The organism is uncultured Altererythrobacter sp., from assembly GCF_913057185.1.
Taxonomy (GTDB): domain Bacteria; phylum Pseudomonadota; class Alphaproteobacteria; order Sphingomonadales; family Sphingomonadaceae; genus Erythrobacter; species Erythrobacter rubellus.
Genome location: NZ_CAJXNK010000002.1, coordinates 677,094 through 691,153, shown reverse-complemented (window position 1 = coordinate 691,153; position 14,060 = coordinate 677,094). Strand labels below are relative to the sequence as shown.

The 14,060-nt window shown below is 47.3% G+C and carries 4 protein-coding genes; all 4 read right to left on the bottom strand.

The window, feature by feature from the left end; genetic code table 11:
• Nucleotides 1-30: 30 nt before the first annotated feature.
• A complete protein-coding gene (locus tag QZ487_RS11220) occupies nucleotides 31-6,894 on the bottom strand; it encodes a filamentous hemagglutinin N-terminal domain-containing protein (protein ID WP_296025241.1) in 6,864 nt (2,287 codons plus the stop codon).
• A 43-nt stretch (nucleotides 6,895-6,937) separates the two neighbouring features.
• On the bottom strand, nucleotides 6,938-8,635 hold the full coding sequence (locus QZ487_RS11215; protein ID WP_296025239.1) for a ShlB/FhaC/HecB family hemolysin secretion/activation protein: 1,698 nt from the start codon (nucleotides 8,633-8,635) through the stop codon (nucleotides 6,938-6,940).
• A complete protein-coding gene (locus QZ487_RS11210) occupies nucleotides 8,632-10,629 on the bottom strand; it encodes an adenylate/guanylate cyclase domain-containing protein (RefSeq protein ID WP_296025235.1) in 1,998 nt (665 codons plus the stop codon). The genes QZ487_RS11215 and QZ487_RS11210 overlap by 4 nt, the downstream gene beginning before the upstream one ends.
• A gap of 715 nt (nucleotides 10,630-11,344) precedes the next feature.
• Nucleotides 11,345-13,945, bottom strand: coding sequence for a CHAT domain-containing protein (locus tag QZ487_RS11205; RefSeq protein ID WP_296025232.1), 2,601 nt, complete (start codon nucleotides 13,943-13,945; stop codon nucleotides 11,345-11,347).
• Between the last annotated feature and the right edge of the window lie 115 nt (nucleotides 13,946-14,060).

The window sequence follows — 14,060 nt, the reverse complement described above, 5'->3', positions numbered from 1 at the left end:
CCGCTACGCAGCCATTGCTTCAACCGCTCTCTAGGGGTTTAACGCCGAGTTTATAGATAGCGCTTCGTCATCAGATTTTGGCGCTGGTGGAGCCTCTTTTTGTGGGGCCACAGAAATGGTTGGGGTAAGAGCGACAACTTCTTGCGGAACTCCGACACTCGTATCAATCGAGGCCTCATCCTCAAAAGAAACAGCAGCTAAAACAGGGTCTCCGCTATCCTCGGGATCACTAGGAGTAGGTGTTGGCTCATCGCCAACAGGAGACGGCGGCAATGGATCCGCTGGTTTCACCTCCACCTTTACGATTTCACCGCCAGATTGTTGGCTGGATGTGCTCGACCCATCATCTGAACCTTCATCTCCTCCAACAGATGTGCCGCCGTCGGCACCAGTGTCAGCTTCACTATCAGATCCAGCACCATCGGACGTATCAGTAGAATCGGATCCATCGCTCCCCTCATCCGAACTTGATTCTTCAGATCCTTCGCCCGCATCATCGGACCCCTCATCGCTCTCTTCGGAACCTTCTTCTGAACTCTCGTCGCTATCCTCTGAGCCTTGATCGCCCTCATCGGTACCGTCGTCGCTGTCATCAGAGTTCGACTCCCCAGCGTCATCGCCGCCTTCTTCTGATCCATCGCCACCCTCGTCAGACCCGCTATCACCTGACCCCTCGCTACCATCGCCAGAGCCGTCGCCACTGTCATCAGAACCGCCATCGCCAGATCCTTCACCGCCACCATCGGAGCCCGTATCTCCTGATCCATCTCCACTGCCGCCTGATCCCGAATCAGAGCCCGAAGACACCTCATTAACAATATTTTTTTGTACTGTTAGCGCGGTCTCATTCTCAACAGCCTGCACAAAAATATAGTTGGCTGCGGAAAGGCCTCCCCCAAAGATCGGGTAAAGCCCAACATCGGAATTTTCATCTGCTGGAGACGTGAAAACTAACGTTCCTGTAGTCGCATTTTCTAGGTTCTCGCCAGCAATAAAGCCTGTCACTGTACCCGAGAAAGTTGGATTTTGAGCGCCAACATATCTGGTGGCCTCATCAGCTCTGTATGTCAGAGTAGCGGGCAAAATAACTGCTGGGACAGTTATAGTATCTTGGAAACGATAACCAAACACTGGCGCACCGGATGTATCAGTAAAGTTGGCAGTGATCCCTGCAATCACAGCCTCCGTTGCATCGACTCCAGGTAGGTTCGCCGTGGCCGAGACGATATCAATTATGGCACTGTCCCCATTTACTAAACCAGAGAACAACAGGCTGACTAAATCAGGAGAAAAAGTCGTCGTTCCATCATAAATTCTACTTAGCTCTTCAGCAAGTTCTGCATTTAGCACCGGTGAAAGGCCATAGGCTAAGCCATTTCCTTCTGGTCTTTCAGGAAGTTCTGCTTCTCCCCTAGCACCGGCTAAACTTATGCCATAGTACCTAAAATCATGAACCAGAGATCCAACAATGTCTGGGTTATCTTCGCCGAATGGATCCGGATTTCCGCTCCATACCGTCCAGGCACCAGTCTCTAAAACATCCTCCCTTTCGGAAAGGTTTGTAAAACCCGAAACGCCAATAAGATCGATAATTTGGCGAGCGGATAAGAACGCATTCTCACCAAGTGTTAATCGCCGACCACTATCCGCAAAAATTTCGGCCAATCGGCTGTCTGCTCCTATTGTGCCGTTAAAATTAAGGTCTCCTTGAGCTCCGACCTCTAAAATACCCTCACCATCGTTTTCGGCATTTATTGGGCCTGTCATAGTGCCAGAACCATTAAATAATATCCGCGCGTAATCACCCACTGTTATATCTTGTGCAAGTTCTACGGGCTCTTCTGTTTCTATAAAAAGTTCAGCATTCCCAAAGAAAAGCGTGTTTAAGGGTAAATTGCTCAGATTAGAAATAGCTAAAGCGCCGTTTATAATTCTCAGATTATTTATGGCTGAATTTTCACCCGACAAACGTAACGAGCCGGGACCAGTCGAAGACAAAATATTCGTGGTAACATTACCGAATATTTGACCAGACGTTAGTATGTCTAAGGTTATCTCATCGACATCGACGTCGCCATCGACAAAAATATTCTCTCCCGCGAGAACGAGCATGGATTCTTCATTAGTCGGGTCAGACGAAATGCGGCCGCCAATAAAGATGTCCGAAACAGCACGAATATCGCCCTCGCTAAGCAGTAAAACGTCACCCCTCAATTCAATAAAGTTAGCGCTTAAAGCACTATCGAGATGAATCGTTCCTTGATTTTCCTCGGACCCAAAAGTCGTGATGATGCTGAGATCCCCAGTAAAATCAGCATCAAAAACGTCACTACCACTTATAAATATATCGCCCCCGCTCGTACCAAGGCCAATAAAAGTCGCCGCAAGAATGCGCGCATCTTCACTCAAGATTAGATCACCGCCGTCGGAAACAGCTGTGAACTCTGCATGTGACTGCCCTGTCCCAACAAGACCGTCGACCACAAGATCATTCAATGCAAAGACCTGTAATACGCCGGATCCAGCATCCAGAGCGCTGGTCACAGCCGAGAACGAGCCAGGGCCCCTGAACAGAATTTGAGCTCTATCTTCTACAGTAATCTGTTGGGAAAGAGAAACAGGCGTTTCATCTAACTCCGTGTCAAGAAAACCGTCCACAAAGGGACGAATGTCGATATCAAGAAAGCCGTTGCCAAAGAAAATTGAATCGACCGGTAAATTGCTAACGTCGGAAATAGCTAAAGCACCGTTTATAATTCTTAGATGATTTATAGCTGAATTCGTACCCGATAGTCGGAGAAAGCCTTGGCCCAACTTGGATAAGGTCTCTGCCGTCAGGTCTCCAAGAAACCAAGCATCCCCAGCATTCAAAGTGTCAACAGTAACGTCATTAAAAGTAATGCTACCACTTACTCGCAAGTCACCGGGAGAACTAAGGACGAGCGTTGTAGGTTCGCCTTCCTCTTCCGAAGAAATATCTCCATTAATAATCAGGTTGCTCAGAGAAGTGACTTGTCCGGACCGAGAGAATAAAAGGTCGCCAGATACAAAAATTGAGCCCGCACTAAGAGATTCGACAAGGTTAATTGTGCCACCAACTCCATCACCATCTTGATCAGCCTCCAAGTTTAATTGTCCAGTATAGTCACTGGCCAAAATATCGTCGCTTCCAAGTGAGATATTTCCATGGGCAAAAAGACCAACAAATTCTTCAGCTCGCAATCGAGCACTGTCGGCGAAACTCAGGTCTCCGTCTGAATAGAAAGTGGCAGCATGGAGGGACTGTTCTAGTCCGATTTGCCCAGTAATTGTCAGATCACCAAGTGCACTAACGTTGAAACTACCGACACCCTCCTCAACCGAATTAACTGGTCCTGAAACGATGCCTGATCCTCTAAAGAGGATATCACCAGACTCTTCTACCGTAATCTGTTGCGTGAGAGTTATTGGGCCAAAATCAGTTTCAAAAACGGACTGAGAATCTGAAAAATCTACCGTTTCTGGTTCATGAATGTCGATATCAAGAAGGCCGTCGCCAAAGAAGATCGAGTTCAATGGTAAATTGCTGATATCAGCAATTGCCAGAACACCATTGATGATTCTCAGGTTATTTATGGAAGAATTTGGTCCTTGTATGCGCGCAGAACCAGACCCAAGCTTAGTTAAAGTTGTCGCTGTGATATCACCGCTGACCAATATATCTCCAATGCCAGGCGTCTCTAAATTGAGCTGATCAAAAACAATCGAGCCGTTAACCGATAGGGATAGGCCAGCCGACCTAAGCGTAAGTTCAACGCCCTCTTCTTCCGAAATCGTCGATATGCTGCCATTAATATTGGAATTGTTAAGAACACTTATCTCGCCGGAACCATCAAAAACTAAATTACCTGAAACCTCGAGAGCACCCGCGCTGAGAGAGCTAACGAGGTTAATGGTACCTCCAGTACCATCACTATCTCGATCGGCTGAAATTCCTAACTCGCCGCCGAATTGCGATCCAATCACTTCATCGCTGTCGATAAAGATATCTCCATCGGCAAAGAAACCAATAGATTCGTCAGAAACTAGCCTTGCAGTCTCAGTAAGTTTTAGATCTCCTTCAGAAGAAAAATCGATGATCTCAAGGGTCCGATTAGTGCCAATAGATCCACTAATTGTGAGATCACTAATGGAAGCAATGCGTAAATTCCCAGTGTTTTCCGAAAGGGCGTCTACCGAGCCTGAAAAGGTACCAGAAGCTCCAAAAATTATTTCTCCGAATTCGTCAACCGTGACTAGTTGGTCCAATTCTAAGAGACTTGTGTTGGCAATATTGAGTGTCCCATTACCGAAATAGATGGTCTCGCTTGGAAGACCACTTATTTCCGAAAGATTTAGTCTACCACTTAAAATCCTGAGATTCTCGAGGGTTGAATTGGAGCCGCCCAAATTGACGAGGCCTGTGCTCGTCAAAGTCCCGGCAGTGACATTGCCTAATGTGGCTTCCCCACCCACATTCAGGATGATCTCTTCTGCCTCAGTTTCACCAATTTGAATAACACTACCAGTAACTTCAAGCAGGCCTGCAGTTATTAGCCCTTGAGCGAATACAGATCCAATTTGGCCGCTGTCACTAGCCCCGGCGATTAGCCTCAATTGTCCTAGAAAGTTCGAGAAAACCGCAGAACTGTCTATCGAGACGTTATTATCTGCGCTGAAAATTATCTCTTGGGCCGAGCTATTGGCACCAAAACTTAATGTGAGGGGCCCACTGACAGAAATATTTCCAATACTGTCGTTGCTACGATTTGCCTCTGTGAAGTTTCTTGCATTTATGGTTAGGTTCGCGCCGCTTCCCAAAATATTCTGAAGCGTAGCTGCGCTAATTTGTGAAACTGGATCAAAGCCTTGGCTAAAAATATATGCTGTTTGAGAGATATCAGATATGATGTTTGTCGTGCAACAATTATCAAAATCGACTTCTCGGTATGTTAGCTGAGCTATTTGACTAGCGTCAGCGCCAGTCAAACCAATAGAGACGTTGTGTTGAACAATGCTAACATCACCGTAATTTAAATAGATGTCCCCATTCTCTCGTAGTCGAATTTCAAACGTGTTAAGCTGACCGTTTATATATTCTGAGACCGCTTTCCACTGCAGAATAAATTCTCTGGTGCCGTCAGGATTTGTTATAGTCGTATAAAGGACATCGCCACCTTCATAGTTAGGAATAAGGTCTGTCCAAAGTCCAAAAATAGAGAGAAGCGGAGCATTACCATCGTCCAATGGCTGTCCGTTGCAACATCTGCTATTACTTCCTAAATCACCAAAAGACAGGAATCCGTTAGATGAAACCTCTACACTATCGTATGTTTCTCCAAAAAATTCAAAGGCAAACCCAAGAGAAATTCTGCCGGAAACTTGATCATCACCCAAATTAAGGGATGTCATCAATGCAGGGTCATATAGCGGTGTTGTCTCGGCAGACTGCCACTCAAAATCTGAAAAGGATAGATTTGATGAAGCAGCTGAAAGTTGATCAACTAAGTCAATAGACGCAGCAGTAAGCACAACTGTACCAGCTGTAGCGCCGCTAACAGATAATTCTGACCCCTCAATCTCCAAATAGAACCCTGAAAGGTCAATGATGCCGCCTACGCTATCAGTTCCAACCCCATTAGCCCGGATTTCGCCAGCAACAAACGTTGCTAATTCTTCTTCTCCCGGAGCCTCAATGGTAACTGTACCACCGGACCCTGAAACGGTAGCGCTTGCAGAAATTACGCTTCCATCAACTATCGCTATATCTGCCAGTGCACCGTTAGCCAGTTGAATACGGGTCTCTTCGACAAGAAAGGCTTCAGATTCCGAGATGGATACGAAGCTATTTCCCTCGATCGTTGTTGAAGAATTAGAGCCTTGAGTGGCCGTCGAAAAAATAGATATTGAACCCCCGCCAGCCCCGCCGTCAGCTATTACCTCAGCCGTATCAGCCAAAGTGATCAACGTGCCGCTTGCTTCGATCGATCCACCAACTTCATCGGCTTCAAGACCCGCGACAGTCACAGTACCCGTTATGGTAACGTCACCATGGTCCCCAGCATCCAAGATAATTGTGCCATTACGCTCTTCAACCGAGTTGGCCTGCAAAAGTCCCTCGGCATTTATGACACTATGAATGGCGTCTAACGCTGAGGCCATACTAAGGGCTATCAGACCTCCATCAGCCGTGATGGTTCCCGTATTTTTAATTCCTTGAAATGATGCCGCTAGAGTGGACTCATTGCTCACAGCATAAGAAATCAGGTTACCTTCATCAAAAGAGATACTCAGATCATTACCAGAGGCCAGTAAGACCGCTCCCAATGTCGCGCTAATCTGCCCCTCGTTTGTGATGGAGGCGCCGTGCAGGATTGTGTAACCCAATTCAGTGGCAATGCTACCAGCGTTTTCAACCGATGCAGACGAAACGCCTCCAATGCTGAATTGGTCTCCTCCTGCCATAAAGTCCGTCGATGAAATACTGCCAGTAGACGCGAGAAAACCAGAGGCAGTTACCTGACCAGTTGGAGATATGAAGATGCCGTTAGGGTTAAGTATCCAAACTCTGCCATTGGCCTCAATAGTTCCATCAATAATCGTTTGAGTAGTACCGGTGACCCTGTTTAAAGCTATCGACAATGCATCGGGCTGAACAAACTGTAGGGTCTCGTTTTCTCCCACACTAAGGTCTACCCAGTCTAGAAAAACTCGGTCAGTTGTCTGAGTAATGGTACGGACCGTACCCGCTTCATTAACGCTGTAAGTAGCATCTCCAGCTACGACCGTCGGGGAGGAAGAGGTGTTTAGCGTATCCGCAGCCGCAACGGAACTTATACTCGCCGAGGCCAATAATATTAAGCGTAGTCGTTTCATGACCAATTACTCATATAGGATCGCTTGTACACTGTTGTACTCATTAAAGCACCTGCACAAGACTGAGATTTAGGCGAGCGGGGCGCCTCTTAATTCCAGCAAGTTCCCGCCCGTCTGAGGCAAATTGCAAGTCGAGCAGGGCTCGCTCAGCTACAACAGCTCTCAAACCAAACCCATAGGAAAGAAGGCTCTGTTTTTCAGCTTGCACTCCTTCTCCCGCAAGTAATTTAGTCTTCGCCCAGTCTCCAAAACTGTATGCCTGGAGATTTGCGATTACCCCTGCCTCATATACATCGGGAAAATCGAGCCTTAGCTCACCTAAAAGCCCAAAGCCTCTGTCGCCTGTCAGAGACGATGGCGCATAGCCCCGTCCAAGTTGAGGTCCGCCAAAAGCTAATTGCTCTCCTGCCAACAAACGGTCGTCACTCCATTGACCCGAAGCGCGAAACAAAAATGACATGCTCCGAGAGGGAGGAAAAAGATGGTCAAATTGCCAATCAAATTTCAGAAACTTAGACTCAAAATCAACAACGGATGGCGTTGGATTGGACTGATCCAGAGCTCCGAACGCTGGAATTCCTCCGGTCGCCACGAATTGCAAGGCTGTTTGTCCTAAATCTGACTGATGCTGGCCGCGTAAACCTATTTGTCCGCTGACGATTTTATCACGTGTGATGACCGTATCTAGCGCCTCTACGCGGGTAGAAGCGAATGTTACTGCAGTTTCTAGGTAAATCGCAGTTGAACGGTTTCTGAGTAATGGCGACCTCAATCGCGCCTCGACAGAGTAGGATGAACTGGCGACCTCAAGTTCGGCAGCCTCCCCTCCTGGACGAGCGCGTGCCGCCAGCCCGCCGAGGTAAAGAATGTTACCATCAGGTCCGACAGGAAAGGCATAACGGCCACTTACGGCCAAGAGTTCTTCTAAAGTGTGGCCAGCAGAACTGAGCGACAAATCTAGTGCTGCCGGGTGCCCGAAAGGCGAATTAACCGTATACCCAACAGAATATATGACCGGCCCAATTGCATCAGATCCAGTATTGCTGACACTGAAAAATCCCTGGTTTGAAGGCCTTGATGTTGTGATGGCCATTTCGGCTGCGCCAGACTCGCTTCCTGGCCTTAAAAGTGTTTTTACCGACACACCAGGCGTGTCATTCAAAATGAGTAGTTTGCCATCAAGCTCGCGAATATTGAGAGGCTTCGCACCAACCATTTCAGAAAGAGCCGCTTTTGCAAGATTCGCGCCCAAAGCAGCGCTATCATCAACTGCGATATTGTCTAGAAAACCCTCAACAACCTCGACCGTTACAATTCCGTCCTCGATTGTTTGGGGGGGCAGAATGACTCTCGTTAAGAGAAACCCCTCGTTCGCGTAGAGTTCCTGCAGCTGGTTCGCGTATTCTCTCAACTCTTCTAATCTGACTCGTCGACCTTCTATCGACGAAAATATTTCATTAATTTGGTCTGCAGAGAAATATGTAGCACCATTAACCCGCACTTTTGAGACTAGAAAATCCAGACTTGAAACATCTTTTGGGACGACAGACTCCTCAGGATTCCGTATCGTAACGTCGTAGTCTTCCTGAGTTGGTAAATCTGGGGGAGGCAAGCGTAACCTAGAAATATCTGCGCTAGGCGGGATGACAACCGATTGCCCAAAGGCTGGAACGCCAATCATAAGGCTAAAGGGTGCAGCCATTAAAAAAGACGATCTAGAAATTTTCTCAAAGTTAATCATTTACTACCCATCTTAATCCAGGCCGAAATATCCCCGCTCTGCAACCTGTTACTATGATAAATGATCAAGGGATCCGTAGGGTATTTTCCCTGAAGATCAGAAAACCTTTGAGGAGCTGAGCTATCTCGTTGCTCCAATAAAGAAAATGCTGCCTGATATTCCGCTTCAGCCTCTTCGTTGTGCGTTGATGGAAGAGGAGTATATAAAGTTGTATATTCAGATTTTCCTTTGAGAGCAAAATGACCGATGGTTCTGAATGCTTGATCTTTTGCTTGATCGACCACCGACTGAGTACAGCATATCCTAGTGCCGAAGTATTTGTTGATCCCTTCAGTTCTCGCAGCTGTGTTTACGGTATCGCCAAGAGCCGTGAAATCCATCCTCTGTGAAGAACCGAAGTTACCAACCACTGCTGGGCCGGCATGAAGACCGATCCTAGTTACGCCAAGAGGGATACCTTTATTATTACACTCCTCACGATACTTTTCTGCGTAAGAATCCAACTCAAGTGCAGCCTGAACCGCAGCTGCAGCATGGTCAGGTTGCTCAATGGGTGCATTGAAGATCGCCATAATGGCATCTCCAATAAACTTATCGATTGTACCCCCATGCCGTAGAATAATTTCGCAGGCCCCATCTAGATATTGATTAAGAACATCTGACAAATCCTCGGGCGAAAGAAGTTCAGACATCGTCGTGAAATCCGCAACATCGGTAAACAAGAAAGTGGTATCTCGTTTTTCTCCGCTTATTGCGGCTGCACTGGGATCTTCCGCAATTCGATCAACCACGGCCGGTGATACATAACGCGAAAATGTTGACTGAATGTATTGGCGCTGCATTCTTTCGGCGCGTCCAATTACGATATCCATCATCCACACAGATAAAAGAAGAGCAAGAGACGGAGGCAAAATAGGCCACATGCCAATCCCGTAGCCATAGCCAATAATGCAAAGCACCCAATAGCCGGCCAGTACCGCAATTGATAAAGATAAATTGAAGACCAGACCTTTGCGAAGTTGGCTAATCAGCACACCCAGAGCCGTGAATGCAATAACAACAAGCAGTGTAAACCCTATTGAGGACTTCGGCTCAGGCATGCCTGACAGCAAGCTGTCAATAGCATGGGCTTGTATAAGTACACCGGGCATAAACCCGCGATTTCCATCGTCTATAATCGAGAGTGGCGTTGAATGACGGTCGGTGATGGATAGAATAGCCCCTATGAGAACTATTTTTTCTTCGAATAGTTCGTCGGGCAAGTAGGTGACGTAGTTGGCTGATATTACCGGAAAAGGCTCTTGGCCTTCTGCTGATACTGGACGCCATGAAATCTCACGAGGTGTTTCGAGCAAAGGGACCCCTTGCGAGTTAGCAATTTTAGCGGCGAAGCTTGGCGGATAATCATCGTTATAAATAAGTTCTCCATCGGAAAAAATTCCACCCGTGTTAATTCGACGAACAAGAGAGTCAAAAGGATCAGATAAGAGCCTGCTTTCCACTCTTTTGTCAGCCGGAATGAAGGCCCTCATGTAATTAAGCTGATCTTCAGTTACGAACGCGGGATCTGCTGTATAACTAAAATATAAAGGTGTCTCAGACCGGCGAATTACCTCAAAAAGTTGAATATCTTTAGATTCCTCGCTGGCTTGATCGATAAGGACATCCACTACAATCGCCGAGGCCCCTGCGGAATCTATGCGCTCGATCAAATCGGCGATGAATGCTCTATCAATGGGTGAACGGTAAGAAAATTGAGCTAACGTATCCTCATCAAGTGCCACCACAATAATGTCATCGGATGGCTCTTTCGGCACTTCCATCGCCGCAACCCGAATATCGGCAAGTTTCTTCTCAAGATTATCCAGTGGTGCAAGGGTTTGTACTGCAACAAAAGCAATGATTGCTGACAGAAGGGCAACAAGGGTAATCCAAAGAGCCGACCGCGTAGGTTTATTTAATACAATCGAAGACCAACTTGCGGGAAGCCTCATTTACTCCTCTACTCCACCGTCTCATTGGATAAGGATGCCAGCAGTGCGTCGACCTGTTGAATACACCCTTTCTCTATCATCCAAGCAGCAAGAAACGTTGGTTCGTCCAGCAGTGGAGGAACTAGATGCACACGAATACTATATTCCAAATCCCTGTCCTCAATCAGGAAGGCCTTGGTCAAGTCTATGTCGCTTACCTTAGTGATGGCGACAGTATCTTGTCCGGGTTTAAATTGAAACGCAGCCTTCCAAGATCGGTCAAGTGGAGACACAACAAAACTTTGTTCTGAAACATCAGATGGCCGCCACCAACCAATTGGGGCCCCTTCTACGAGACACCGTTCCCCTGGTCGAGTTATATCAATCAGCCAAGGTGATGGTATCGGATCTGCATCTGAACCAGACCGAACAGCTCCAACACGATTTGCACGGTCATTGCGGGTGGCAATTAAAGCTGAAAGGGCGCGGCTAGCATTTTGACCGGCGGCTGCCTGAAGTCTTACCGGGCCATTATGAGGACCCCTAAGCCTAATTACACCGCCGTCGGTCCCCACAACCACTAGCTTACCTCCTGGTGGTAGTGAGACTTGACGGTCTGCGCTGATCCGGCTTCCAACACTTATATCTACGCCTCTGACCTCAACAACAATTAGGCTCTGAGCATATGTCGGAACCGTTAACCCGATTACCAAAATGAAACTGATGAGCGCGCGGATCACAATCTTGACCCCGAGCTAAAGACAGTCTCGGCACCACTTCCCACGAAAGAAAATGCTCCCCAGAAGAAGGGGTGTGCCGTCTCTTCATTGGAAATTGCCTCAACCTGAGCGCGCTGAAGTGCCTGATCGGTCGATAGACCCCTTTCGTCGCCTATATTTCCGAAAAGATTTTTCATTAAGGTAGCAGTGGCTACAGAGGGAACTTGCCAATGGGTAACAAGCATACTGCGCGCGCCTGCTATAAAGAAACTTTCAGCCAGACCAGAAAGCGATTCCCCTTTTTGGACAGCCGCGTCACTGCTGGTTGCAGTATTGCAAGCCGATAACACCACTAAATTCGCTGAAATCCTGAGGGCGGCAATTTCACTGGCATCAAGAAAACCATCTTCTGTTCTTGAAAGTGCCATCTCTCCTGGACGAGCTAGCGCTATGCCTGGCTCGCGTTGACAAGCCACCTCTCCTGGCATCACTGCGTGAGTTGCGACGTAGATAATATTATACTGGTTCAGAGCGTCAGTGCGAAAGACTTCTTCTTTAGCTGCTCGGTCAGAAAACACATCAGCATCTTCAATCCCTAAAGAAGCAATAACTGAGTTCACTTCGTCGATTGTGTCGGGCAGTTCTTCGAGGCTATCAAACCGGCTTAGTATCGCAAGGCCTTCGGGATTACAAATTGGATCCTCTGACGTGGGTAGCGTTTGAATGTCAGATACAAACTTAGGATTAGCTACACCCAAAAACGATCTTGGGGGAGCCCTCACAGTTCTTGTGGATCTTAAATTTATAAAACTAACTAACGACGGAGCATGTGTAACCGACATTCGATTAACTAGCCAGCTCGCCTCTGTGTAATCTGCGCTCAGGGGTAAGCGGGTTACTAAAGTGCCAAACGGTAGATCGCTCAATGGGCCATTGGGTATCACAATTAAACGCCCCAACTTGTTAAACTCATCAGCAACAGCCCCAAAAAGCGTCTGATAAAGGAAATGAGATTCATCAAGATTAAATTCGTTTACTGATCCACCCTCTATTTCGAGACCCTGACGCAATTCGCGAACCATTTGATCAAGCTTGTCATTACCAGCTTCTATCGGCGCAATGTGCACTCTATCTCGCGTAATAAGCTGCAGGAAGGATGAATCTTGCCCTATCAGAAAGCTAGCAAGCGCTTCATCAGGTGCTAATGCACCCCGAACAACATTTAGGTCGGGCAGCTCACTACCGTCAAAGCGTTGGTAATCAGGATATTCCTGATTTAGGATATCGCGAATCCCGGACACCTTATCAGACTGTATCTGCAACTGAGAGAGTAAAAACTCTATCAGGCGATCATCACGGTCTCCGGTAACTTTAGCTCGCTCTACACCTAATTTTCCATTAATTTCTGCTTGCAATAATAAGCTCTGCTTAAGGCTATCAATCAGGTCAGCAAGGACTGGATCGTCATCGACAAACTGCATAGACGCAAGATTAATCACATCGTCTCGCCCTGGAACAAAGGCAATTTGGAAGGCATCATAAAGCTCAGTCATTAAACCAAGCCTATCTTCCTCGCTTTCCAAGAACTGCTCTTCATCAAGAACAGCAGAAGCAAAAGGGACTAGATCATCTACCCGAAGTGCTACTGAACCGGGCGGCATATTTTTTGCAATTTCTACAGCTCTACGAAAGGCTATGATCGAGTTAACGTTCATTGCTTCGCGCTGATATGCGCGCCCCTGAGCAAGGAGCAAACGAATCATTCCCGGCCCGTCCCCTTGGACCGATCGTCTAATATCAATCGCTTTCTTAAAAAAAGTATCCGCAGCTGATAAGCGTCCTAAAGCAGATGATGCTTCACCCAAAATAGCAAGTATCTCTGATCGCCATATGGGGGGTTTTTGAGCTGCTGAATTGAACTCAAAAAGAGCTTCGCCTGCCTTGGCATAAGCAGTTACAGGATCGTCCATTCGCAAAAGAATGGCAGCTTCACGAGCTAACGAAAGTGCAAGCTCAGGCTGAACGCCAACCCGCGCCTCTTCCTCCGTTTGGAAAAGCGACAACAAGGCTTGCTGATCATCACTACCAATAATTTCTCTCCACCTGGAACTGGCATCTTGCGCAAAACGGTTGGCGACCGAATAATCGCCTTGAAGCATAGCAATGGTCGCTTGGTAACCGGCAAATCTGGCTCTATCAGTAGGGCGAGGCGATCTATCAATAATTGGTCCAGCTCGACGGACGATCGCGTCAGCACCTTCGAAATCTTCCTGATATGCGAGCACCATTGCAAGATCCAAAAGCAAGGCCGCTGTCGTAAAATCTGAATCACCGAACAACCTAGATTGAACCGCTAATGCGGCCTCAAGGCGTTCTTGGGCCGCAGAAAAATCAAGTTTTTCACTGGCTTCACGTGCAGCATTCCAGTCAGTCTCAATAGAGATAAGTTCAGATGTGCTTTCTGTACTATCTGCCTCCGGCGTTGAGCCCTCTGATTTAATCTCCGCTGAAGATGGTCGGGCGCCAGAGACTAACGGATCGGCTGCCGCAGGTGCGGCAGCCAAAAGTAAAATAAGGCTCAAAAACATGTTGCTAAATGTCTGCAGCAAGTGGTCCACGACAGATACGATAGATACAATTGCCCCCTCTGACGAGTCTAATCTGAACATTTATGCAGATGACAGGTGTTGGATAATCGGCGATACCATTGTGGCTGGGAATTTAAATTAGTCC

What these genes read in the sequence shown, in the direction of transcription:
- QZ487_RS11220 (WP_296025241.1), bottom strand. Translation starts at nt 6,894, where the DNA reads ATGAAACGACTACGCTTAATATTATTGGCCTCGGCGAGTATAAGTTCC.
- QZ487_RS11215 (WP_296025239.1), bottom strand. Translation starts at nt 8,635, where the DNA reads ATGATTAACTTTGAGAAAATTTCTAGATCGTCTTTTTTAATGGCTGCA.
- QZ487_RS11210 (WP_296025235.1), bottom strand. Translation starts at nt 10,629, where the DNA reads ATGAGGCTTCCCGCAAGTTGGTCTTCGATTGTATTAAATAAACCTACG.